Consider the following 23,268-nt stretch of genomic DNA (forward strand, 5'->3'; position numbering starts at 1 on the left):
GTGCCGGAGAGGCGTGCCGACGAGGGCAGAGCGGGCGCGTGGTGGCGGGACGGGCCGCCCGGGCCGTTCCGGCCGGGGTTCTGGCGCAGCCCGCTGCGGGGTCCCTGGCTCACGTCGGTGCTCGGCCTGGCCCTGCTGGCCGGGCTGGTGATCGTGGCGGTCACCGGGCTGCTGTCGTACGCCGCGTACAACCCGCGGCTGCCGGGGAACGACATGACCCCCGGCAAGGGACTGCTGGGGTTCTATCTGTTCGACTGGCCGACGCGGCCGGTCTGGTTGTACCGGGTCACGCAGGGCGCCCATGTCGTCGTCGGGCTGACGCTGGTGCCGGTGCTGCTCGCCAAGCTCTGGTCGGTGATCCCCAAGCTGTTCGTGTGGCCGCCCGCCCGTTCGATCGCCGAGGGGATCGAACGGGCCAGCCTGGTGCTCCTGGTCGGCGGGGCCGGGTTCCAGTTCGCCACCGGCATCCTCAACATCCAGCTCTTCTACGTCTTCCCGTTCTCCTTCTACCCGGCGCATCTGTACGGCGCCTGGATCTTCCTCGCCGCGCTGGCCGTGCACGTCGCCGTCCGGCTGCCGCGGGCGATCCGCGCGCTGCGCTCCCGGGACCTGCGCCGCGAGCTGCGCACGGGCCTGGACGGCACGCGGCCCGAGCCGCGCGACCCCGACGGCCTGGTGGCGGCCGATCCGGCGCCGCCCACCATGTCCCGGCGCGGGTTGCTGGCGTTCGTCGGCGGCGGCTCGGCGATGATGTTCGGCCTGTCCGCCGGGCAGACGCTGGACGGCCCCCTGCGCCGCACGGCCCTGCTGGCGCCTCACGGACGCGTGTACGGGACCGGCCCCAACGACTTCCAGGTCAACAAGACGGCGGCCAGCCTGGGCGTCGGCGCGGCCGACACCGGCGCGCAGTGGCGGCTCGTGCTCGCCGGCGCCGGTCTGCGGCTGTCCCGTGAGGACCTGCTGAGGATGCCGCTGCACACGTACGCGCTGCCGATCGCCTGCGTGGAGGGATGGTCGACCGAGCAGGTCTGGACGGGCGTGCGCCTGGCGGACCTCGCCCGCCTGGCGGGAGCCGCGCCGGGCTCGGTGATGGTCACCGTCAGGTCTCTGCAGCGGGTGGGCTACTTCGGTCAGGCGTCCCTGAGCGCCGGGCAGGTGGCCGACCCGCGTTCGCTGCTGGCGCTCCGGGTCAACGGCGCCGACCTGTCGCTCGACCACGGATTCCCCGCGCGGATCATCGTGCCGAACGCCCCCGGCGTGCACAACACCAAATGGGTGCGCGAACTCGACTTCCGCCCGGAGCGACCGTGAACCGGCGCGCCGGCCGGTGGCGGAGGGCCTACGGCGCCGGGCCGTGGCACCTTCTCCTCCTGGCCGCCTGCTTCGCGCTCGCGGCGTACGCCGCCACCCGGGTGGTCGCCGCCGGCATCTGGACGGGTTTTCTCGTCTGGTTCGTGGGCGCGGTCATCGTGCACGACCTGGTGCTGTTCCCGTTGTACTCCACGGCCGACATCGCGGCCCGCGCCGTCTCCGGGCGTTCCCCGGCGATCAACCATCTGCGTGTGCCGGCCGGGCTGTCCGGGCTGCTGCTGCTCGTGTGGTTCCCGCTCGTCCTGCGCGCCTCCGAGCGCAACTACAAAGGTGCCGTCGGCCTGAGCACCGCTCCCTATCTCGCCCGATGGCTGGCGATCACCGTGGCCCTCTTCGCCGGCTCAGGGCTGCTGTACGCGCTGCGGCGGCGGGGGAAGCGCACGTCCCGCCGGTGAACGCAGCCGCACGGCGGCCGCTCCGGCCACCACCAGGGCGGCGGCGACATAGGCCGCCGTCCCCGCCGTCGGCTCGGCCCGGCCCAGGTAGGCGACGGCGCCCGCCACCGGGACGGCGAGCCATTCCCACCGGCCGTCGAGGGCGACGAGCGCGACGACCAGCAGCGCGTACCAGGAGTAGCCCGGTGTGAAAGCGAGAAACGCGACGCCGGTCACCGTGAGAGCCCCCTGCCAGGGCCGCTCGGCGTCGCCCCGCCACAACACCACCACGGCCGCGGCCGCGACGACGGCCAGGGCGGCCGGCACGGCCCACGAGTCCGGCAGGAGCAGCCGCAGCACCGCGTAGCGGTTGCCTCCCGTGTCGCCGTAACCCTCCTCGTTCACGTAGCCGAACAGGTAACCGAGGACCGACGCGCGGGAGGCCAGCACGTACGGCAGGTACGCGAGCGCCACGACGAGCACGGCGGCCCCCACGACCGCCAGGGCGTCCGGCACCCGCCGCGGCCTGGTGAGCAGGCCGGACAACGCGCCCGGCAGGGTCACGGCCGGCAGGAGCTTGACGGCGGTGGCCGCGCCGAGCAACGCGCCGCCGAGCACTCCGTGCCGGACCACGGCGATCAGGGCGACGACGGTGAGCAGCACACCGAGGACGTCGACGTGGGCGTTGTTGACCGCCTCGACCGGCACGGCCGGGCACCACGCCCACCAGGCGGCCCGCGCGGGAGCCACCCTCAGCAGCACGAGGGTCGTCGCGAAGGCCAGCACCGCGCCGCCTGCCTGGAGCGGCTTGTGCCGCGACCCCTCGGGCGAGAGCCGGTCCACGACCCAGAAGTACGCCTGCGCCAGCGGCGGATAGATCGTGTGGACCGTGGGCCGGTTGATGCGCGTGCACGATCGGGCGCCCGTGGCGGAGGGAAGGGGATAGCGGTCGCGGCCCCGGCAGGCGGCGCCTTCGGGGAAGAGCCAGCGGTCGCGCAGCGGCGCCAGCGCGGGATCGGCCGGCGCGCGGTCGTAGGGCGACAGGCCGGCCGCCTGCACCCGGCCGTCCCACGCGTACCGGAAGGAGTCGGTGCTGGTGGCAGGCGGCGCCAGCAGGCCCGTGGCGGTCACCGCGATCCCGCCGGCGACGACCAGGAACACCGCCGCGCGTCCCGACAGGCGCCGCAGCCGCCACACCGTCACGGCGAACAACGCCCAGCAGATCGTGTACGGCCCCAGCAGACCAGCCGGGTCGGTGGCCAGTGAGCCCGCGCGCATCGTCACGGCGAGCGCGCCGACCAGGGCCACGAGAGGCACGGCCGCGCCGGCGACGCCGATCACGCGGCCCGGCGCCGACCGCACCTCGGACGGGCCCTGTCCTGACCTCGGCATGATGACGCGGCCCGTCAGGCCAGGGGGGCGGTGGCGAACTCCTTCATCCCCTCACCGAACCCGACGCGTGCGCGGAACCCCAGCTCGGTGGCCGCCCGTTCCGGCGAGGCGACGATGTGCCGCACGTCGCCCAGCCGGTACTCGCCGGTGACGACGGGCTCCGGCCCGCCGCGCAGCGCCGCCAGCTCGCGGGCCATCCGGCCGACGGTCTGCGGCTCCCCGCTGGCGATGTTGTACGCGGTCAGCGTCCCCGGCCGGCCGCCGCCGAGCGCGGCCACGTTGGCGTCGGCGACGTCGCGGACGTGCACGAAGTCACGCCTCTGCCCGCCGTCCTCGAACACCCTCGGCGCGCGACCGGCCTCCAGCGCCGACCGGAAGATCGCGGCGACGCCCGAGTACGGGGTGTCGCGCGGCATCCTCGGGCCGTACACGTTGTGGTAGCGCAGGGCGACGGCCGTTCCGCCCGTCTCGCGGGCCCAGCTCGCGGCCAGGTGCTCCTGCGCCAGCTTGGTCGTGGCGTAGGCGTTGCGCGGGTCCGCCGCCGCGTCCTCGTCGATGGCGGCGGCCACCAGGTCCGCGCCGCATCGGGGACAGCGGGGTTCGAAACGGCCTCGCGACAGGTCCTCGGCCGACCGCGGACCGGGCCGGACCCGGCCGTGCCGCGGGCAGTCGTAGGCTCCCTCGCCGTAGATCACCATCGACGAGGCCAGCACCAGCCGCCCGACGCCGTGCTCCGCCATCGCGGCGAGCAGGACCGCCGTGCCGTACACGTTGACCGAGGCGTAGCCGGGCATGTCGGCCACGTCCACGCCGAGCCCGACCTTGGCCGCCTGGTGCACGACCACGTCGACGCCCGGCAGCAGCCGGCCGAGGGCGGTCGCGTCGCGTACGTCCTCGCCCGTCCGCAGGTCGAGCGCGGTCACCTGATGGCCGCGCGCCTCCAGCGCCTCGGCCACGTGACCGCCGATGAACCCGGCCGCGCCGGTCACCAGCACGTTCATCCGCGAACCGGTCATCGTGCCGCCCCGATCGCGGCGAGCGCGGCGGCGTAGCGCGAGCCCGGGATCAGCGCCGCCACCTCGACGGCCTCGGCCATGGTGTCCACATCGGTCAGGCACGGCATCAAGGCGACGCGCATCCCCGTCTCCCTCAGTCTTCGCAGCTGGATCTCACCGGTGGCGGGCTCCGACATCGGTACGCCGAGCAGCAGCGCGCGGTCGGGGACGCGCAGGCCCAGCAGCCAGAAGCCGCCGTCGTTCGCGGGGCCGAACACCGCGTCGTGACCGGCCAGCGACGTCAGCGCGTCGGCCAGCAGGCCGCGGGTGACCTGCGGCGTGTCCATGCCGATGAGCACGGCCGGCACGGGCAGCGACCGGTGCGCGTCCTCGAACGCCGCCGCCAGCCGTTCGTCCAGACCCCGCCCGCGCTGCGGCAGCACGGTGAAGCCCGCGGGCAGCCACGGACCCGGGGCGCCGTCCAGGACGAGCACCTGCCGCGCGGCCGGGACCTGGGCGACCGTCCGCAACGTGTCCTCCAGAGCCGCGCCCGCCAGGGCGGCGGCCTCCCCCGGAGTGAGCGGCGGCACGAGCCGGGTCTTGACCCGTCCGGGGACGGGCTCCTTGGCGATCACGAGCAGCTGACCAGCGGCGTCGCCGTCCCGCCCCGTCGCGCCGTACGCCGGGCTCACCCGGCCCGCCGGGCTCACCCGGCCCGCCGGGCTCACCCGGCCCGCCGGGCCATGACGCGCCGCATGTCGCCGATCGCCCGCAGCGTCCCGCGCACCGTGCCGGTCACCTTCGACCTGCCCTTGCGGGGCAGGTAGTCGACCTCGGCCTCGCCGATGCGCCACCCCGCCTCCGCCGCGCGCAGGACCATCTCCAGCGGGTAGCCGAAGCGCCGGTCGACCAGTCCCAGACCGATCAGCTCCCGCCGTCCGCCGGCCCGCATCGGCCCCAGATCGTGCAGCGGAGCACCCGTACGGCGCCGCAACGTCGCGGCCAGCACGGCGTTGCCGAGCCGGGCGTGCACCGGCCACGACGCGCCCGGCCGCAGGACCCGCCGGCCGAGCACGAGGCCGGCCGCGCCCGAGACGACGGGGCCGCAGACCCGGGGCAGCTGCTCGGGGTCCAGTGACGCGTCGGCGTCCATGAAGCACACGACGTCCGAGGCGGCTGCCGTCAGGCCCGCGTGGCAGGCGGCCCCGAACCCGCGGCGCGGCTCGCTCACGACCGTGGCGCCGAGCTCGGCCGCGATCTTGGCGGATCCGTCGGCCGACCCGTTGTCGACCACGATCGCGTGAAAGCCGCGCGGCAGGCGCCCGAGCACCCACGGAAGCGCCTCCGCCTCGTTCAGGCAGGGCATCACCACGTCGATGTCCATGCGCCGACGCTATGCGGCGCCTCCGCCGCGACTCCCACGCGAAAAGCCGCCTTTCCGAGAAATGACCCCGGCACGGGAACTCGCTGAATTCGCAGGGCGTCTTGCGTTCGAGCGCGCTCCAAGCCCTAGCGTCACCGCCATGACGACACAGACCTGGATCATCACCGGCGCGTCCCGCGGCTTCGGGCGCGCGCTCACGGAGACGGCGCTCGCCGCGGGCGACCACGTGGTGGCGGCGGTGCGCGACCCCCGGGGCGTGGCCGACCTGGAGGCGCGGTACCCGGACACCTGCCTGGCCGCGGCGTTCGACGTCCGGGACGTCGCCGCCGCGCCGGGACTCGTGCGGGACGCCCTCGATCGTTTCGGCCGGCTCGACGTGCTCGTCAACAACGCGGGCCGGGCCGTGGTGGGAGCGGTCGAGGAGGTCGGCGACGCGCAGCTGCGGGAGCTGATGGACCTGCACCTGTTCGGCCCCGCCGCCCTCGTCCGCGCGGCGCTGCCCGTGATGCGCGCGCAGCGCGGCGGGACGATCGTGCAGATGAGCAGCCAGGGCGGGCGGATGTCGTTCCCGGGCGTGTCGGCGTACTCCGCGTCGAAGTTCGCCCTCGAGGGCTGGTCCGAGGCGCTGGCCGGGGAGGTCGCGCCGTTCGGGATCCGGGTGGTGATCGCCGAGCCCAGCCGGTTCAGGACCGGCTTCCACGCGGCGCTCGAGTTCGCCGAGCCGTCCGACTCCTACCGGGACCTGCTCGCCGCCGTCCGCGCGGACATGGCCGGAGCCGACGGCATCCAGGAAGGCGACCCCAGACGGGCGGCCGAGATCATCCTGTCCCTCACACGCGGTGACGCGGCCCCGCTGCGGCTGCCGCTCGGGAGCGAGGCGGTCGAGCGCATCTCGGGCGCGTACCGGCGCGGCCTGGAGGAGGTGGAGCGGTGGGCCGGGACGGCCCGTAGCGCCGACTTCGAGGGCGTCCCGGCCTCGGTCCGCCCGATCTAGGCTGGTGGCCATGACCACCGACGACCTGATGACCAGGGCGCTCGAGACGCTCGGCGACGACGGCCCGCTGTCGGTCGAGGCGATCCACCGGGTCACCGGGCCGTCCGACGTGTCCGAGCCGATGACGATCGCCGAGGTCGCCGACCTTCTCGACGTCTCGCCCCACACCCTGCGCTACTACGAACGGGCCGGGCTGGTCGAGGTGGCCCGCGACGGCAACGGTCATCGCGTCTACGACGCCGGCGCGGTGCGCCGCCTGGTGTTCCTCACCCGGATGCGGCTGTCCGGCATGCCGATGCGCGAGCTGCGGGAGTACGTCTCACTCGTCGACGAGGGGGAGCACACGACGCCCGAGCGGCTCGGCATGCTGGTCGAACACCGCGACGCCGTCCGCCGCCGGATCCGTGAGCTGACCCTGTCGCTCGCGGCCATCGAGTACAAGATCGCCACGTACGGGGGTTCGACGGGGCCGGACGTCCGCGTCCTCGACCCCGCCGCGTCCTGAACGCCTGTCACGGCCTGCGGTGCCGTCGGCGCCCCTGACAGGCGCCTTTCGGGATCAAGGTGCTCGCGGTGGAGCCGGGCGCCTTCCGTACCCGGGCCTACGCGGGCTTCGCCGGCCAGTCGATCGACGAGAGGGTGCCGGACTACTGGCCGATGCTCGCCGCCGTCCGCGACGGCATGATCGCCGAGGACGGCGAGCAGCCCGGCGATCCCGAGCGCGGAGTCCGTGCCGTCATCGCCGCGATCGATCAGGACGACCCGCCCCAGCGGCTCGTCCTGGGGAGCGCGGGGTACGACCGCGTGCTGCACCGGCTGGAGGCCGTGCTGGCCGAGCTCCGCGGCCAGGAGGCCGTCGCGCGTGCCGCTGATTTCCCGGCGGCTTGATCGCCCCGGCGATCACGGTTCCCCGAATTCGGTGGCGGTGTCGAGCACGGCCCTGAGGGCGGACTCGAGGATGTCCACGCCGGTGTGGAGTTCGTCCTCGGTGATCGTCAGGGGTGGGGCGATGCGGAAGATGCCTCCCATGCCGGGCAGCTGGACGATGTTCATGTGCAGGCCTCGTTCCAGGCAGGCCGAGGTGACGGCGGCGCCCAGCGCGTCGGCGGCGGACTTGCTCTTCTTGTCCTTCACGAGCTCGACGCCCTGGAGCAGGCCACGGCCGCGCACGTCGCCGACGACCTCGTAGCGGTCGCGGAGGGCCAGCAGCCGGTCGGCGAGCTGACCGCCCAGCCGCGCGGCGCGTTCGACGAGCTCGTCGCGTTCGATGACCTCGAGGACGGTCAGCGCGACGGCGGCCGCCAGCGGGTCGGAGACGTGCGTGGTGTAGAAGAGGAACCCCCGGTCGTGGCAGACCTGCTCGATCCCGGCGGAGGTGACGACGGCCGCCACGGGCAGCCCGGCTCCGAGGGTCTTCGACAACGTCAGGATGTCGGGGGTGACCCCGTCGCGGTCGAACGCGTACATCGTCCCGGTCCGGCCGAGCCCGGTCTGCGCCTCGTCGAGGACGAGCAACATCCCGCGTTCCTCGCACATCTCCTTGAGCCGGCGCAGGTATCCGGGCGGCAGGTCGATGATCCCGCCCGAGGACAGGACGGGCTCGACCAGGCAGGCGGCGAGGCTCCCGGCGGACTGCCGGTCGACCAGGGCGAAGCCGTAGGCGAGCTCGGCCTCCCAGTCGTACGACCCGTCGGACGACCGGAAGGGCGAACGGTAGGCGTTCGGCGCGGGCAGGGCGAGGTTGCCCGGCGTCGGCGGGCCGTAGCCGCGCCGCCCGGCCGAGAAGGTCGCGGAGGCCGCCCCCTGGGTCATGCCGTGCCAGGAGCGGTCGAAGGAGACGATCTCGTAGCGGCCGGTGAAGAGCTTGGCCATCTTGATCGCGGCCTCGTTCGCCTCGGCGCCCGTGGTGAGCAGCAACATCTTGCTCAGCACGGGAGGCAGGGTCGAGGTGAGCCTGTCGGCCAGCTCCAGCACCGGAGCGCTGAGCATGCCGCTGTAGAGGTGATCCAGCGAGGCGACCGCGGAGGAGACCGTCGCCACGATGTCCGGGTGCGCGTGGCCGAGGATGGCGCTCATCTGGCCCGAGGTGAAGTCGAGGATCGGCGTGCCCTGGCGGTCGAAGACGTGCGCGCCGGAGGCGCGTTCGATGACCCGCGGGGTGAAGCCGGCTCCGTAGCGGATCAGGAGGCGGTCCGCCTCGTCCCAGAACGTCGTGTCCATCGCCCACCCTCTCTGACCGAGATGTCGTGATGCCATCTTCGATCGTCCGCAAGAGTCGTAACAAGCAAACAAATACGGCTCACCGTTCGGCCTTGCCTTACGGTGGGCGTCATGCTGAACCCGCGACGTCTCGCGATCCTGCGCGCGGTCCTGGAGGCCGGGTCGATCAACAGAGCGGCCCGAAACCTCAGCTACTCGCCCGCGACGATCAGCCAGCACATGACCGCCCTGGCGAAGGAGACCGGTCTGGTCCTGTTCGAGAAGCAGGGGCGCGGCATCGTCCCCACCGACGCCGCGCGACACCTGGCGGACCAGGCCCAGTCGCTCCTCGCCGACTTCGGACGCCTCGAACGCGTCGTCGCGGACCTGCGGGGCGGCCAGGCGCAACACCTGGCGATCGCCTGCTTCGCCTCCGCGGCCGAACGATGGATCCCGGACGTCGTCCGGACCGTTCGCCGGCACCAGCCGAACCTCACCGTCGAGATCAGCCTCAACGAACCCGTCGACGGGCGCGGCCGCCGGCGACCGGACCTCGACATCCGGACGGAGCCAGCCGACGGAGCCGAGGTGCACCTCGACGGCTACCGGCGGCACGAGCTCACCGTCGAGCGGCTCGTCGCCGTGCTCCCCGGGACGCACCCGCTCGCCGGCGCCCCCGAACTCGCCCTCCGGGACCTCGAAGGCGAACCCTGGGTAGATCACGACCTTTACGACAGCCCGATCGGCCAGATCATCCAGAGCGCCTGCCGGGCCGCCGGGTTCACGCCGCGCTATGCCGCCCGCCTGGACGACCATCGGGCGGCGCTGCGGCTGGTGGCGTCGGGCGTCGGAGTCGCCGTCCTGCCGCGACTGGCCGTCGCGGAGCTCCCCGGCGGAGTCGTCGCCAGGCCCGTGGTCCGCCCCGCCGTCCTGCGGCGCATCGTCGTCCACGCCCGCCGCGACCGGCGCCGCGGCGAGCTCATCGCCCGCGCGGTGGCACGGCTGCGCGACAGCGCGGCCCGAGCGGATTGACCAGCACGGGTGAGATGCCCGGAATGCCAATGGTCGCGCCAAGCGGCGCTCAGGATCCGGCCATGAACGCGGTCGTCCCGCCTCCGGGTGCCTATCGTGGGCGATATGACCGGTTTGGGAGATTGGTGGTCCATGTCGCCGCGGAGTGGAGCCTGCTGAGCCGTGCCCAGCGACGACCGGACCGCCCGGCAGTGCGCCTCGGCGCTGGACGAGGTGCTCGGCGAAGCCGCTCGCGCGACGGGTGCGCACATCGGCGTGCTCTATCTCGCGGCCGGCGAGGGTCAGCTCATGCTGATGGACGCGGAGATCGGCCTTCCCGCCCAGATCGCCAGGCCGTGGACCAGGCTCCGGCTGAACGCCACCGCCCCGGCGGCGCTCGCCGTCCGCCGGCGCAGCCTGGTATGGGTGCCCGACCACGAGGAGATGGCCCGCCGCTTCCCCTCGACCGCGCTGGCCCTGCCGTACCGCTTCGCCGTGGCCGCGGCCCCGATCGAGGGCAAAGACCGCGTATGGGGCTGCTGGTCGCTGATCTGGCCGCCCTCGCACCCCCGTGAGCTCTCCGCCCAGGAGCTGGACGTCATCACCCTGAGCTCCGAGAAACTGGCCGCCCTGCTGGAGCGGGCGGCCGAGAACGGACATCCCGTGCGACCCACCGGCGAACCCCGCGTCATCCCTCCGGTACGGAGGCGGGCACCGGATCCCGAATACGCGAGCGGCGCCTCCGATTACGTCGACCGCCTGCACGAAGGGTGCGTCACGCTCGACCTGGAGGGCCGCATCACGTTCCTCAACCCCACGGCGGCCGAACTCCTCGGCGGCGAGGTGACCGACCTGCTGGGAAAGCCCCTGTGGGAGACGACGGCCTGGCTCCAGGAGCCCTTGTTCGAAGACCGCTTCAGAGCGGCGGTGGTCAACCAGGAGGTCACCTGCTGCGTGACGCACCGGCCGGACGGCCGCCGCCTGGAATTCCGGCTCTTCCCGGATCCGACCGGCATCAGCCTGCGCCTGACCCTCACCCCGCAGGACGAGGCGGCACCGCAGCATCCGCCGGTGTTCGGCGCCCGCGACCTGTCGAGGGAAGAGGTCTTCTACAACTTCGTGCCGTTCGCCGCGGCGCTGACCCGGGCGCTCAAGGTGCAGGAGATCGTCGATCTGTTCGCCGACCACATCATGCCCGTCGTCAAGGTCCAGGCGATGGCGGTGGCGATAGCCGAGGGCGGCAAGCTGAAGATCGTCGGCTCCTGCGGGTACGAGCGCGAGGTGCTGGACCGGTTCGACGGCGTCCCGCTGACCCTGCCCACACCGGCCGAACGCGCCATCCGCACCGGCGAGCCCGCATTCTACTCCAGCCCGGACGAGCTGCGGCGGCTGTATCCGTACGCCGCGGAGCATGACCGCATGTCGGCGTGGGCCTTCCTGCCGATCGGCGGCTCGGACGGCACGGCGGGTGTCTGCGTGCTCGCCTTCGGCGAGCCACGTTCGTTCACCGGCGAGGACCGTGCCGGCCTGACCACGCTGACCGAGCTGATCTCCCAGGCCCTGGACCGCGCCCTGCTCTACGACGCCAAGGAACGCCTGGCGCACGGTCTGCAGGAGACGCTGCTGCCGCGCAGGCTGCCCGAGATCCCCCGCCTGGCGGCGGCGGCCCGGTACCTGCCCGCCACCCACGGAGTGGAGATCGGCGGCGACTTCTACGATCTCATCCGCCTGGACGACACGGCCATGGCGGTCATCGGCGACGTCCAGGGACACAACATCACCGCCGCCGCGCTCATGGGGCAGGTGCGCACCGCCGTCCGCACCCACGCCGCCGCCGGCGCCGGCCCCGGCGAGGCGCTCACGTTCACCAACCGGCTCCTCATCGAGACGGAGACCGAGCTGTTCACCAGCTGCCTGCTCGTCCACGTCGACCTGCGGCTGCGCACGCTGCGCGCGGCGAGCGCCGGCCACCCGCCGCCGCTGCTGCGCCCGCCGAACGCGCCGGGAGAGATCATCGACGTGCCGGTCGGACCGCCTCTCGGCGTGGACGACGGCGCCGATTACCCCGCCGTCGTGGTGCCCTTCCCGCCCGGCGCCCTGCTGGCGATGTACACCGACGGGCTCGTGGAGACGCCCCACGGCGACATCGAGGAGGCCATCGGCGCGCTCGCCTGCCTGCTGACGGGCGCGGTGGGGCGGCCGCCGCAGGAGCTCGCCGACACCCTGCTCGAACACGCGCCGCACACCGCGCAGCGGGCCGACGACATCGCGCTGCTCGTCCTCGAGCACTGCGCGTGACGCGGGCTCAGGGCATGCGGACGCACGGTTTGCGGGCTCAGGCTTGCGGGCTCACGGTTTGCGCGCCACCCCGCAGACGGCGCTGATCACGCCGGCCGGCTCGTCCCAGCGGTCGGGGTCGGGGCGCCACTCCGGCGTGGGCACCACGCCGGGCTCCACGACCTCCAGGCCGGTGAAGAAACCGGCGATCTGCTCGGGGGAGCGGAGCTGGTAGGTGTTGGCGGCGTTCCGGTTGTAGGCGGTGACGGCCTCGATCAGGGCCGGGTTGGTGTTCGTGCCGTCGCTCAGCGCCAGGTAACTCCCGGACGCCAGGGGACGCATGAGCCGCTCGACGATGCCGCGCGGGTCGTCGTCGTCCGTCACCTGCCCCGCGATGCTCAGCATCATGACCGCCGTCGGCCGGCTGAGGTCGAGGGTCTTCGCGGCCTCCTCCAGGATGATGTCGGGACGGCGGACGTCCGCGTCGACGTAGTCCGTGGCGCCCTCGGGGGCGCTGGTCAGCAGGGCACGGGCGTGCGCCAGCACGATGGGATCGTGGTCGACGTAGACGACGCGGGTCTCGGGGGCGATGCCCTGGGCGACCTCGTGCGTGTTGTTCGCCGTGGGCAGCCCGGTGCCGATGTCCAGAAATTGCCGGATCCCGGCTTCCTGGACGAGGTAGCGGACGGAGCGGATGAGGAATTCGCGCTGCAGCCGGGCGACCATCGCGAAGTCGGGGAACAGCCGCAGCAAGGTCTCGCCGGCCTCACGGTCCACCGGGAAGTGGTCCTTGCCTCCCAGAAGGAAGTCCCATACCCGAGCGGAGTGGGGCACAGTGGTGTCTACACGGGCCCAGGCGGACGCCTCGGCATCGCTGTCACGCATGGTGGAAGACCATCCCCTATCAAGATCGAATACTTACATCGACACTAGCGCACCATCGTGCCCGCTGCCGCGATCTTGTTCGATCACCGATGAGGCGGGCCACGGCCCGCGCGGGAAACGCCAGGCCGGCATCACCCGCGACCGTGCCGGAAGTCAGCGGCCATGGCGGGTGGCGAGCCTTTCGATGGTGCGGAGCTCCTGGTCGATCTTCGCGAGCGCGTCGGGAAGAGACTGCGACCCGGTTCCGCCGGGGGGCTGCCCGCGCCGGTGTTCCAGATGCGCCAGCAGGGTCTCGCCGCCCACGGGGCGGGCGGCGAAGGCGATGACGATCGTGGCGGACTGCATCAGGCACCAGCCCGGCCGGAGCCTCGCGTCCATCGAGTCCTCGCGCCCGGCGGTGTCCCGCACGATCAGGCGCAGGAACTCACCGCGCCGCTCGATGACACGCACCTCGGCGACGCCGGGTTCGTAGCGGGGAGTGGCGTGTTCCAGGTCCGCGACGACCCGCCACACGGCCTCGAAGGGGGCGGCGACGCGGCGCCGCCCGACGGCGGCGCCGGGCAGGGCGGCCGCGAGAACGGCCAGGCGGTCGAGCGGGTCGAGATCGGGGAGCGCCACAGGATCGTTCATGATTCCCACACCTCCCGGAACGCGGCCCTGGCCCGATGCAGCCGGGATTTCACGGTTCCTATCGGGATCCCCAACGTGGTGGCGATCTCTTGTTCGCTGAGGCCTTCGCGGGTGCGCAGGACCAGCACGACGCGCTGGGAGACCGGCAGGCGCGCCAGGGCGTCATCGATGTCCACGAGCCCTTCCAGCGAGGAGGCGGGGCGGCTCATGAGCGTCCCCTCCGCGGCGATCTCCAGGTCATGCCGGTGGGCGAGCCGGATCGCCGTCCGGACGGTGACCGACCGTACCCAGGTCATGATCGCCTCAGGGGCGCGCAGCGAGGGCAGGCCCCGGAAGATCGCCAGCAGGGCCTCCTGCGTCGCGTCGTCGGCCGCCGCCGGGGCGATCCGAGCACATAAGCGGCGGACGTACGGGGCCAGTTCGTCGAGCAGCCGGTCCAGCGCGAGCGCGTCCCCCTGCTGAGCGGCGGCGACGTCCTCGGGGTCCACGCCAGGAAGATTACAAGGAACCTTTCGCGAGTTCTCCGCCACTTTCAGCCTGGAGGACGTCACGCAGAGAGGCCTGTCCTGTGAAACCAGACCTGCACATCGTCGGCGCCGGCCTGACCGGGCTCACCGCCGCCATCGAGGCGGCCGAACACGGCCGGCGGGTGACCGTCGCCGAGGCGCATTCCCGGCCGGGCGGGCGGGCACGCACACCGGCGGCCCCCTACCGGGCCAACCTCGGTCCCCACGCGATCTACGTGGACGGGCCGTGGTGGGCGTGGCTGGAGCGCCGCGGCCTCACCCCGCCGATCGTGGCGGCGCCGCGCCATGCCGCCCTCGTCCGGGCGGGCGGCCGGTTCGGCCCGTGGCCGGCCGAACTCGGCCACGCCATCGCCGCGCTGCCCGCCGAGGCGCCCGCGGCGGAGTCGTTCCGCGCGTGGCTGCTCCGGCACGTCGACGCCAGGACGGCCGAGGCCGTCATCGGAGTGGCCTTCATCTTCACCTTCGACCACGACCCGGGGCGGCTTTCGGCCGCGTTCGTCCGGCAGCGCCTGCGCCGGGCGCTGGCCGGCGGCGCCCGGTACGTGGTGGGCGGGTGGTCCACCCTGGTCGACCTGCTGGCCGAACGAGCCGCCGGCCTCGGCGTGCGGATACGCACCCGGACCCGGGTGTCCGCCCTGCCCGCGGGCCCTGCGATCCTGGCCACCAGCCTGGCCGCCGCGCGCCTGCTGACCGGCGACCGATCGCTCACCTGGCCCGGCGCCCGCGTGGCGACGATCGACCTGGGCCTGCGGGCCGGCGGCGGCCCGGAGTGGTTCCGCGCGATGGACCTCGACGACCGGATCTACGCCGCCCGCTACAGCCTCGCCGACCCCACCTTTGCCCCGCCCGGGCACGAACTCGTCCAGATCTCCGCCGCCTGTGCCCCAGGCGAGCGGAAAGCCGACGCCGAACGCCGCGTGCAGCGGCTCCTCGACGATTCCTGGCCCGGCTGGCGCGCCGCGGTGCGGTGGCACCGCAGCGCCCTGCGCACGGACTGCACCGGAGCCCTCGACCTGCCCGGGACGACCTGGCACGACCGCCCGGCCGTCGGCCGCGCCGGCACGCTCGCCGTGGCCACGGACCAGTCCGCCGCGCCCGGCCTGCTCGCCGAGGTCGGCGTCAGCGCCGCGCGACTCGCCCTCCAGCAGCTCGGCGAGACCTCCTCGTACGGACGCACGGCGAGCGGCTGGAAGACCGGGTGATGGACGGGTCACTCACGTGCCCGGCCACGGTGGAGCGGCCCGCCCGAATCTGTCGGTCGCTCGTGCGAGGATGACGCCTTCGTCGGCGTTCCCGGGGGGCTTGCATGTGGAGATCTCTGCCGTCGGCGGCGCGGACGTTGCTGTGGGTGCGGATCCTCAACGCGCTCGGCGCCTATGCGCTGTCGTTCCTGGCTGTGCTCGCCGGCCCCGAGCTGGCCGCCGCGGCGCTGGCCCTGTTCGGGGTGACGGCGCTGGTCTCGCGCTGGGCGGGGGCGTTCCTGCTCGACCGGTTCTCGCCACGCGGGGTGCTGGCCGCCGGCCTGGCCGCGACCGGCCTGGCCCTGGTCGCGCTCACGCTCGCGCAGGGGCCCGCGCAGGTGCTGATCGCCATCGCCCTGGTCGGCCTCGCTTTCGAGCTGTACGAACCCGCCTCGCAGGAGCTGCTGGCGCGGGTGAGCTCGGGCGAGCAGCGCCACACCACGTACGCGGTGCTGGGGGTGACGTTGTCGGCGGCAGGGGCGGCGGCGGGCGTGCTCGCGGCGGTGCTGCTGCCGTTGGGGGTGCGCTGGCTGGTGGCCGCCGACGCGCTCACCTGCCTGGCCGCGGCCTTCGTGGCGGTGGCGTTCCTGCCCCGCGACGACGCCCGGCCCGGCAGGGGGCGCGGTGAGGGGGCCGGGCGCTGGCGGCCGCCCGCCGCGTTGCTGCGCCTGACCGTGGCGGGCACCGTGTTCGCGGTCGGCTCCCTCGCGGTGATGATGTATCTGCCGCTGGCGCTGCTGGAGCGGGGCGCTCCGGCGTGGCTGCCCGGCCTGACGCTGGCGGGCGCCGCCGCGCTGGCGCCGCCGGCGCTGTGGGCGGCCCGCCGGCTGCTCGCGGGGCGCTCCCACGGGCTGATCCTCGGAGTGGGGACGCTGCTGCTCGGGGTGCTCGCGCTGGTGATGGCGTCCACCACCGCTCCCGCGCTCACCATCGCCGCCTACCTCGGCTGCACCGCCGTCAACAGCGTGCTGCTGGGCCGCTGGCAGTCGGTCGTCGCCGACGCCGCGCCGCAGGCCGACCGGCCTCGCTGGTTCGCCTTCCAAGGATCGTCGTGGGGCGTGGCGCAACCCGCGGTCCCGCCGCTGGCGGCGCTGGCCGGCACCGCCGTCGGCACGATGGGGGCCGGCGCGTTCCTCGCCGCGGGCGTGGCGTTCCTGGTGGTGCCGCTGATGTTGCGCCGCCTGCCGGCGTCCGCCGTCTGACGGGGGCGTCGCGTGCCGCCCTGCCGCCGGCTCAGGCAGGCTGTTCTGCCTGTGCCTGAGCGTCGAGGGTGGGCTCTGGAACGGGGGTCAGCCGGACCTGGGTGATGGCGTGGCCCTCGACGGCGAGGACGCGCAGCCGCCAGCCACCGGTGACGACGTGCTCGCCCGGGGCGGTGGGGACCCGGCCGAGCAGCGCCAGGACGAGACCGGCGACGGTGGTGTAGTCGCCGTCGGGGCGCTCCTCCAGGTGCACGTCGACGTCCTGCAGGTCGTGCACGGGGAAGGTACCGGGCAGCACCAGGCTGCCGTCGGCCTCGCGGGTGACGTTCACGACGTCGCGGTCCGTCTCGTCGTAGATCTCGCCGACGACCTCCTCCAGCAGGTCTTCGAGGGTGACGATGCCGTCGACCGAGCCGCGTTCGTCGATGACGAGGGCGAACTGCTGGCGTTCGGACTTGAAACGGCGCAGCGCGTCGGAGACGGGCAGGCTGTCGGGGAGCAACAGCGGCGGACGGGCCACGTCGGCGGCGGTGACGGCGCTCTCGTCGGTGAGCAGGTCGCGCAGGTTGGCGATGCCGACGACGTCCTCCAGGCTGTTGTCACGGATGACGGGCGCGCGGGAGTGACCGGAGGCGGCCAGCAGGCGGCGGGCGGTGCCGGTGGGGGTGTCGGCGGCCAGGGTGAACACCTGCCGGCGCGAGATGAGCACCTCGCGCAGGACACGTTCGGTGATCTCGACGGCGCCGGAGATGATCATGCGCTGTTCGGGGGTGAAGCCGCGGTGCGACGTCACCAGGTCGCGGATCTCCTCGGGGCTGATCTCCTCGCGGTGCCGTTTCGGGTCGCCGCCCATGAGCCGCACGGCCAGGTCGGTGGAGGCGGCCAGGGCCCACACGACAGGCCGGGACAGGGTGGCGATCAGGCTCAGCGGGCGGGCGGCCAGCATGGCCCAGGTCTCGGCGCGCTGCATGGCCACCCGCTTGGGCGCCAGCTCGCCGAAGACCAGCGTGAGGAAGGTCAGGACGATCGTCACCAGGACGATGGACACCGGGCCGGCGGCGTCGCCGAGGAAGCCGAGCAGCGGCACCAGCGGCTCGGCCAGGGTGACCGCCGCGGTGGCCGAGGCGAGAAAGCCCGACAGGGTGATGACCAGCTGGATGGTGGCCATGAACTGGTTGGGGTCGCGGGCGAGGCGGACCAGGATCTTGCCGCCGGCGCCGCGCTGTTCCAGCCGGCGCAGCTGGCCTTCCCGCAGCGAGATCAACGCCAGCTCGCTACCGGCGAAGACCGCGTTGACGATGACCAGGACCACGACGAGGGCGAGCTGAAACCAATAGCCGTCCACGGCAGAAGGGCTCCTTGAACATGATGATCCGGCGTCAGGCCGGTGAAGGGGGTTGTCGTCAGCCGACAGGAGAATGCGTCATCCCCGGCCGGACGAGAGCTGCCGGCCGGTACGCGGATGACATGACACGGCCGTGGCGCGGGAGCGCGCGGGTGAGGGTGCGCCGGACCAGAGCCCGGCCTGGTACTGCACTCCTCCACGGGAGACTCGTCACTCCGTTCTTCGCCCAGCGGCACAGTCATGCCTGACAACGGGTGAGGCCGGAGGGAAGTTCCACGCCGTACCGCCCTGTTCCCCGGGTCCGGCGGTGAACTGACGAACGCAGCAGGACGAGGATGATGCCGGACACCGCCAGGACCCGGTTCCCAGAGGGGTCGGGCCGCCAAGGTGGCGCTCAGTCATGCGGTGGCAGTGATCCGATCTGGTGGTCGGCGACGTTGAGCGACTCCTCGACCAGCCGGCGGAGGTGTCCGTGGTGGAGGGAGTACACGACCCGGCGCCCGTCCTTGCGGGTGGACACCAAGCCGGCGAGCCGGAGCTTGGCCAGGTGCTGGCTGACAGAAGGACGGGGGGCGCCGATGGCCTCGGTCAGGGTGGTGACATCGGCTTCGCCGAGGCTCAGCTGGCTCAGCAGCGCCAGTCGCGTGCGATCGGCGAGAAGCGCCAGAACGGAGGCGGCGACCTCGAACCGCTCGTCCCTCTGCTGGGAGGTCAGCGCATTTGCGTGTGCCGCGCTCATGCTCATGACCACATCGTAGAGCGGCGGCGGCGACCGGTGGCGGGGCGCACGCGGCGGCCGAGGCTATCGGTGGGCGAGCAGGACGGCGTGGTGGTCGGTGCCGTCCGGCCCGTCGGGGTCGGCGTGCACCGTGGCGGCCCGCAGACGCGGCACGTCGTGGAGGAGCCGGTGCTCGGCCTCCACCGACACGGCGTGCGCCTCGACCAGGGAGAGCTCATGACTCACCACGATCTCGACCTCCGCCCGGAGCGCGTGGCCGATCCAGCGCATGCGCAGCGAGCCGACGCGGCGCACGCCGGGGGTCCCGGCGACGACCTGCTCGGCCTTGGTGATCAGCGCGGGGTCGACGGCGTCCATCAGCCGGTGGTAGACCTCGCGGGCGGCGTCACGCAGCACGTAGAGGATCGCGACGGTGATGAGCAGGCCGATGACCGGGTCGGCGTACGGCCAGCCGGCCCATACCCCGGCTGCGCCGAGCAGCACGGCCAGTGACGTGAAGCCGTCGGTGCGGGCGTGCAGGCCGTCGGCGACGAGGGCCGCGGAACCGATCTCGCGACCGACCTTGATCCGGTAGCGGGCCACCAGCTCGTTGCCGAGGAAGCCGACGACGCCCGCGGCGGCGACCCAGCCGAGCGCCTCGACGTCCTGCGGGTCGATCAGCCGCTTGACGGCCTCGTACCCGGCCAGGCCCGCCGAGGCGGCGATGATCAGCACGATGATGATGCCGGCCACGTCCTCGGCTCGGCCGTACCCGTAGGTGAACCGGCGCGAAGCCGTCCGCCGGCCCACCGTGAACGCGATCGCCAGCGGCACCGCGGTCAGGGCGTCGGCGAAGTTGTGCAGGGTGTCGCCGAGCAGGGCCACCGATCCGGACACCGCGAAGATCGCCACTTGGGCGAGGGCGGTGACGGTGAGCACGACGAAGGAGATCGCCAGAGTGCGCATACCGCGGCGGCTGGTCTCCAGCGCGTGGTCGGTCCTGGCCGCCGCGTCGTGACTGTGCGGCGTCACCACGTGGCGGAGCCGTTCCCCCAGGGTGCGCCTGGGGGACGCGTGGCCGTGGCCGTGGCCGTGTCCGTGTCCGTGTCCGTGTCCATGGCCGTGGTGCGGTTCCGGGACACTTCGCGCGCTCATCTGCTGCTCCTCGTCACTTCTCGGTGGAGCACGGGGGGACAGTACCGTAATACCCGCCGATATGTAGTCATATGCGCACGCAAGCACATGTCAGTTGCATCCACCATGCAGCAGCACAACGGTGGCCGACGGATCCACGGAACACACGATCGCGGCACGGCCGGCCACGCAGGCGACGAATCCATGACGTAGGTAAGAGAGAACCGGGTGAAGATCGCGCACCGCTGTTCCCCTTGGAGCGGCCGGTGCGCCCGCGTACGTGTTCCCGCCGCCGGTCGGGACGTGATCTCGAGGAGTGACATGTCCAAGGCGGGCGACGCCCTCCATCGCACGTTCTTCCGGATGTTGTCCCGCCTGCCGGGAAAGGGCGCGCAGGTTTCGTTGGGCCGCTACTTCGACTGGTGGCACCGCAAGCCCGACCCTTGGAGCTACACCCGCGACACCTACGAGCAGGATCGGCACGCGTCACTGCTCGCGTCCCTGCCGCCGCGCGCGTACGCCCGCATCCTGGACGTCGGCTGCAGCGAGGGCTTCTTCACCGATCGCCTGGCCCTGGCCCACCCCCAGGCGGAGACCGTCGGCGTGGACGTCTCCGCCCAGGCCGTCCGCAGCGCCACCGGCCGAGGCGCGTCGCCGGCCCGCTTCGCGTGCATGGACATCCGGCACCAGACCCCCGAAGGGGCCTTCGACCTGGTCGTCTGCACGGAGATGTTGTACTACGTGGGCGACCCGCGCCTGCTCCGGCGGGTCTCCGAACGGCTGACCGGTCTGCTGCGCCCGGGAGGCGTCCTGGTGGCGTCCCACCCATGGCCGGAGTCCCGGCGGCTGCACCGCCACTTCTCCGCGGACGCCCTCCTGCGCCCTCTCGGCGAGCACGTCGTCCCCCATGACGAACGTTCCTACACGATCTGTCTGTACGAGCGGACGGGTTCGGACGACGGCTCCGTCCCCACGACGCATTAAGTCAGATGAGTTAGCGTCCCTGTAACGCGATGGTGCGCATTCACCGGATGCGCACGGGCAGTATCCGCAAGGGGGACGGGGGTCGTGAAGGCGATGACGAGTACGCCCGGGCGTCTCGCCGGCGCGCGGGCCGGCCGGTGCACGCGATGAGTGCGCTGCTGGGCCTGCTGGCCATCTTCGTGCTGACGGCCGCCACCGGCTACTTCGTCGCCCAGGAGTTCGCCTACGTCAGCGCCGATCGGCTCGCCCTGTCCGAGCAGGCCGCGGCGGGCGACAAGAAGGCGGCCAAGGCCCTCAAGGTGATGGAACGGCTGTCGTTCATGTTGTCGGGCGCGCAGCTCGGCATCACCGTCACCGCTCTGGTGGTCGGGTTCATCGCCCGACCGGCTCTGGCGGAGCTGATCGCTCCCGGGCTGACCGCGTTGGGCATGCCCGAGGGCATGGTGGGGGCGGTGGCGCTGGCGGTCGGCTTCGCCCTGGCCACGATCATCCAGATGGTGCTGGGCGAGCTGGCGCCCAAGAACCTCGCCCTGGCCAGGCCCGAACCGCTGGCCCGCGCGCTGGCCGGCTCGACCCTGGTCTACCTGGCCGTCGCCGGGCCGGTCATCAAGCTGTTCGACACCGCGGCCAACCGGCTGCTGCGCGCCGTCGGCATCGAGCCGGTCGAGGAGCTGCACCACGGCGCCACGCTGGAGGAGCTCGGTCACATCATCGGCGAGTCCGAGGCCCACGGCCACCTGCCGGGCAGCCACGCCGACGTGCTCGAACGCGCGCTGAACTTCTCCGAGCACACCGCCGACGAGGTCATGGTGCCGCGCGTCGAGGTGATCTCCGTCTCCGGCACGGCCGCCGTCGCCGACGTGGACGTGCTCGTCGCCCGCCACGGCCACACCCATTACCCCGTTCTCGGCGACACCATGGACGAGGTGATCGGGCTGGTCAGCCTGCGCGATCTCGCCGCCGTCCCGGCGGAGAAGGCCGCCCGGACACGCGTCGCCGACGTCGCCCGCGACGTGCTCCTCGTGCCGTTCTCCCTGTCGTTGCCCGACCTGGTCCAGCAGCTGCACATCCGCGGGGAGGAGGTCGCGGTCGTGGTGGACGAGCACGGTGGCCTGGCAGGGCTGCTGACGTGGGAGGACGTGGCCGAAGAGCTGGTGGGCGAGATCGCCGACGAGAACGACCGCGACACCCCATCCGCGCTGCGCGGCGCGGACGGCTGGGAGCTGGACGCCTCGTTGCGCATCGACGAGATCGCGCTCACCACCGGCCTCGTCCTGCCGGAGTCCGACGACTACGACACGCTCGGCGGGCTCATCCTGCACGCGCTGGGCCGCTTCGCCGCGCCCGGCGACATCATCCGGGTCGAGCTGCCCGCCACCCTGGATCCCGGCGCGCCCACCCGCGCCCGGCTCGAGGTCCTGACGCTCCACCGGCACGTTCCTCACCGCGTCCGCCTGACCCCCTACCGCCACGACGATCGGGAACGGCCGTGAACCTGCCTCTGGGCCTGGCCCTGACCCTGGTGCTGCTGGTCGGCAACGGCTTCTTCGTCGCCGCGGAGTTCGCCCTGGTCGCCGCCAAGCGTCACCGGCTGGAGAAGGCCGCCGCCGACGGCAGCCGGGCCGCCTCGGCCGCCCTGTCGGGGATCAAGGAGCTGTCGCTGATGCTCGCCGGCGCCCAGCTCGGCATCACGCTGTGCTCCCTCGGTCTCGGTGTGGTCTCCGAGCCGCTCATCGCCGGCACCCTGACCCCGCTCTTCCACACGGTGGGCCTGCCCGAGGCCGCCGCGCACACCGTGGCGTTCGTCATCGCGCTGGCGCTGGTGACGTTCCTGCACATGGTGCTCGGCGAGATGGCGCCCAAGTCGTGGGCCATCGCCCATCCCGAACGCTCGGCCACCATCCTGGCGCTGCCGTTCCGCGGCTTCACCGTGCTGGTCCGACCGTTGATCAGCGCGCTCAACGCGATCAGCAACGGCCTGCTGCGGCTGGTCAAGGTCCGCCCCCGCGAGGAGGGCGCGACGCCACGCACCCCGGCCCAGCTCCAGCGCCTGGTGCAGGAATCACGCCGGCTCGGCCTCATCGAGGCGGACGACCACGCCGTGCTCAGCCAGGCGCTCCAGGCTCCGAACGCCGCCATCACCGCTCTGGTGACGCCGGCCGAGCAGGTGGCCGCCGTGCCCGCCGGCGCCGGACCTCAGGAGATCATCGACGCCTGCCTGCGCGCGCAGCGCACCCGTCTGATCGTCGGCCCGGTCGCGGCCCCCATCGGGGTCGTCCACCTGCGTGACGCCTACCTCGCCCGAAGCCGCGGCACGGCCACCACGGCCGGACAGCTCGCCTACCGCCTGCCGGTGCTGGCGCCGGACGTGTCGGTGGCGGAGGCGGTCGGGCGGATGCGCGCCGCACACAGCCAGATCGCGCTGATCCGCCCCGAGAGCGGGCCGGTGACGGGTCTCATCACCCTCGACGACCTGCTCACCACCCTGCTCGTGCCCGCCTGACTCCTCTCACAGGACGAGCAGGAGCTCGTAAGCGTTCAGCGCCCACACCAGCAGCCACAGCGTCAGGGCGGGTGTGCCCGCCGACGCTCGTCTGGTTCGGTT

Annotated in this window: 23 protein-coding genes; 12 read left to right on the forward strand and 11 right to left on the reverse strand. The window is 73.0% G+C overall.

The window, feature by feature from the left end:
- Complete coding sequence (locus C1J01_RS00710) at positions 1 to 1,311, forward strand: molybdopterin-dependent oxidoreductase (RefSeq protein WP_111175088.1); 1,311 nt, start codon at positions 1 to 3, stop codon at positions 1,309 to 1,311.
- Positions 1,308 to 1,766: a hypothetical protein gene (locus C1J01_RS00715; RefSeq protein WP_111175089.1), complete on the forward strand. Its 459-nt coding sequence runs from the start codon at positions 1,308 to 1,310 to the stop codon at positions 1,764 to 1,766. The genes C1J01_RS00710 and C1J01_RS00715 overlap by 4 nt, the downstream gene beginning before the upstream one ends.
- On the opposite strand, the gene C1J01_RS00720 is transcribed toward C1J01_RS00715, so the two are convergent.
- Genes C1J01_RS00720 through C1J01_RS00735 form a run of 4 tightly spaced genes read right to left on the reverse strand, consistent with a single transcriptional unit; the run spans position 1,713 to position 5,516 of the window.
- Entirely contained in the window at positions 1,713 to 3,137 is a 1,425-nt protein-coding gene (locus C1J01_RS00720; protein WP_111175090.1) for a glycosyltransferase 87 family protein, read from the reverse strand. The two genes, C1J01_RS00715 and C1J01_RS00720, sit on opposite strands and share 54 nt — an antisense overlap.
- A 14-nt stretch (positions 3,138 to 3,151) precedes the next feature.
- Positions 3,152 to 4,138, reverse strand: a complete 987-nt coding sequence (locus tag C1J01_RS00725; RefSeq protein WP_111175091.1) for an NAD-dependent epimerase/dehydratase family protein — start codon at positions 4,136 to 4,138, stop codon at positions 3,152 to 3,154.
- Positions 4,139 to 4,149: 11 nt separating this feature from the next.
- Complete coding sequence (locus tag C1J01_RS00730) at positions 4,150 to 4,860, reverse strand: TIGR04282 family arsenosugar biosynthesis glycosyltransferase (RefSeq protein ID WP_328589580.1); 711 nt, start codon at positions 4,858 to 4,860, stop codon at positions 4,150 to 4,152.
- Positions 4,857 to 5,516 (reverse strand): glycosyltransferase family 2 protein, encoded by a 660-nt coding sequence (locus C1J01_RS00735; protein WP_111175093.1) that lies wholly within the window; start codon positions 5,514 to 5,516, stop codon positions 4,857 to 4,859. Before C1J01_RS00735 ends, C1J01_RS00730 begins: the two co-directional genes overlap by 4 nt.
- Positions 5,517 to 5,655: 139 nt before the next feature.
- On the opposite strand from C1J01_RS00735, the gene C1J01_RS00740 reads away from it, so the two are divergent.
- From C1J01_RS00740 to C1J01_RS00750, 3 genes are all read left to right on the forward strand, one after another.
- Positions 5,656 to 6,510 carry an SDR family NAD(P)-dependent oxidoreductase gene (locus tag C1J01_RS00740; RefSeq protein WP_111175094.1) on the forward strand — a complete coding sequence of 285 codons (855 nt, stop codon included), beginning with the start codon at positions 5,656 to 5,658 and terminating at the stop codon, positions 6,508 to 6,510.
- Positions 6,511 to 6,520: 10 nt separating this feature from the next.
- The gene (locus C1J01_RS00745) at positions 6,521 to 7,015 is read left to right on the forward strand and encodes a MerR family transcriptional regulator (protein WP_111175166.1); all 495 of its coding nucleotides are present in this window, start codon (positions 6,521 to 6,523) and stop codon (positions 7,013 to 7,015) included.
- Between the two features lie 68 nt (positions 7,016 to 7,083).
- Entirely contained in the window at positions 7,084 to 7,398 is a 315-nt protein-coding gene (locus C1J01_RS00750; protein WP_146615425.1) for a Rossmann-fold NAD(P)-binding domain-containing protein, read from the forward strand.
- Positions 7,399 to 7,410: 12 nt separating this feature from the next.
- Here the strand turns inward: C1J01_RS00750 and C1J01_RS00755 are convergent, their stop codons facing one another.
- Complete coding sequence (locus tag C1J01_RS00755) at positions 7,411 to 8,730, reverse strand: aspartate aminotransferase family protein (protein ID WP_111175096.1); 1,320 nt, start codon at positions 8,728 to 8,730, stop codon at positions 7,411 to 7,413.
- A 111-nt stretch (positions 8,731 to 8,841) separates the two neighbouring features.
- Between C1J01_RS00755 and C1J01_RS00760 the strand changes: the two genes are divergently transcribed.
- Both C1J01_RS00760 and C1J01_RS00765 read left to right on the forward strand, forming a co-directional pair.
- Positions 8,842 to 9,741 carry a LysR family transcriptional regulator gene (locus tag C1J01_RS00760; RefSeq protein WP_111175097.1) on the forward strand — a complete coding sequence of 300 codons (900 nt, stop codon included), beginning with the start codon at positions 8,842 to 8,844 and terminating at the stop codon, positions 9,739 to 9,741.
- Between the two features lie 162 nt (positions 9,742 to 9,903).
- Positions 9,904 to 12,018: a SpoIIE family protein phosphatase gene (locus C1J01_RS00765; protein WP_220039659.1), complete on the forward strand. Its 2,115-nt coding sequence runs from the start codon at positions 9,904 to 9,906 to the stop codon at positions 12,016 to 12,018.
- Between the two features lie 51 nt (positions 12,019 to 12,069).
- Here C1J01_RS00765 and C1J01_RS00770 read toward each other — a convergent pair whose 3' ends face one another.
- The 3 genes from C1J01_RS00770 to C1J01_RS00780 all read right to left on the reverse strand — a co-directional run bounded on the left by C1J01_RS00770 (position 12,070) and on the right by C1J01_RS00780 (position 14,000).
- Positions 12,070 to 12,882: an SAM-dependent methyltransferase gene (locus C1J01_RS00770; protein WP_111175098.1), complete on the reverse strand. Its 813-nt coding sequence runs from the start codon at positions 12,880 to 12,882 to the stop codon at positions 12,070 to 12,072.
- 153 nt (positions 12,883 to 13,035) lie between these two features.
- Positions 13,036 to 13,512: an SRPBCC family protein gene (locus C1J01_RS00775; RefSeq protein WP_146615426.1), complete on the reverse strand. Its 477-nt coding sequence runs from the start codon at positions 13,510 to 13,512 to the stop codon at positions 13,036 to 13,038.
- Positions 13,509 to 14,000, reverse strand: coding sequence for an RNA polymerase sigma factor (locus C1J01_RS00780; protein ID WP_111175100.1), 492 nt, complete (start codon positions 13,998 to 14,000; stop codon positions 13,509 to 13,511). The genes C1J01_RS00775 and C1J01_RS00780 overlap by 4 nt, the downstream gene beginning before the upstream one ends.
- 80 nt (positions 14,001 to 14,080) lie before the next feature.
- Here C1J01_RS00780 and C1J01_RS00785 point away from each other — a divergent pair, with 80 nt between their 5' ends.
- Together C1J01_RS00785 and C1J01_RS00790 are read left to right on the forward strand one after the other, a co-directional pair.
- On the forward strand, positions 14,081 to 15,241 hold the full coding sequence (locus tag C1J01_RS00785) for an FAD-dependent oxidoreductase (protein ID WP_220039660.1): 1,161 nt from the start codon (positions 14,081 to 14,083) through the stop codon (positions 15,239 to 15,241).
- Positions 15,242 to 15,345: 104 nt separating this feature from the next.
- Positions 15,346 to 16,482 (forward strand): MFS transporter, encoded by a 1,137-nt coding sequence (locus tag C1J01_RS00790; RefSeq protein WP_111175101.1) that lies wholly within the window; start codon positions 15,346 to 15,348, stop codon positions 16,480 to 16,482.
- Positions 16,483 to 16,513: 31 nt separating this feature from the next.
- On the opposite strand, the gene C1J01_RS00795 is transcribed toward C1J01_RS00790, so the two are convergent.
- The 3 genes from C1J01_RS00795 to C1J01_RS00805 form a co-directional block, all read right to left on the reverse strand.
- Positions 16,514 to 17,827, reverse strand: coding sequence for a hemolysin family protein (locus C1J01_RS00795; protein WP_111175102.1), 1,314 nt, complete (start codon positions 17,825 to 17,827; stop codon positions 16,514 to 16,516).
- 394 nt (positions 17,828 to 18,221) lie between these two features.
- Positions 18,222 to 18,572 carry an ArsR/SmtB family transcription factor gene (locus C1J01_RS00800; RefSeq protein ID WP_111175103.1) on the reverse strand — a complete coding sequence of 117 codons (351 nt, stop codon included), beginning with the start codon at positions 18,570 to 18,572 and terminating at the stop codon, positions 18,222 to 18,224.
- 57 nt (positions 18,573 to 18,629) lie between these two features.
- Positions 18,630 to 19,700, reverse strand: coding sequence for a cation diffusion facilitator family transporter (locus tag C1J01_RS00805; RefSeq protein WP_111175104.1), 1,071 nt, complete (start codon positions 19,698 to 19,700; stop codon positions 18,630 to 18,632).
- A 300-nt stretch (positions 19,701 to 20,000) separates the two neighbouring features.
- Here C1J01_RS00805 and C1J01_RS00810 point away from each other — a divergent pair, with 300 nt between their 5' ends.
- From C1J01_RS00810 to C1J01_RS00820, 3 genes are all read left to right on the forward strand, one after another.
- Entirely contained in the window at positions 20,001 to 20,663 is a 663-nt protein-coding gene (locus C1J01_RS00810) for a class I SAM-dependent methyltransferase (protein WP_111175105.1), read from the forward strand.
- 146 nt (positions 20,664 to 20,809) lie between these two features.
- The gene (locus C1J01_RS00815; RefSeq protein ID WP_111175169.1) at positions 20,810 to 22,156 is read left to right on the forward strand and encodes a hemolysin family protein; all 1,347 of its coding nucleotides are present in this window, start codon (positions 20,810 to 20,812) and stop codon (positions 22,154 to 22,156) included.
- Positions 22,153 to 23,166 carry a hemolysin family protein gene (locus C1J01_RS00820; protein ID WP_111175106.1) on the forward strand — a complete coding sequence of 338 codons (1,014 nt, stop codon included), beginning with the start codon at positions 22,153 to 22,155 and terminating at the stop codon, positions 23,164 to 23,166. Before C1J01_RS00815 ends, C1J01_RS00820 begins: the two co-directional genes overlap by 4 nt.
- Positions 23,167 to 23,268 lie beyond the last annotated feature (102 nt).

It is taken from the genome of Nonomuraea aridisoli (genome assembly GCF_003236395.1).
Taxonomy (GTDB): Bacteria; Actinomycetota; Actinomycetes; order Streptosporangiales; family Streptosporangiaceae; genus Nonomuraea; species Nonomuraea aridisoli.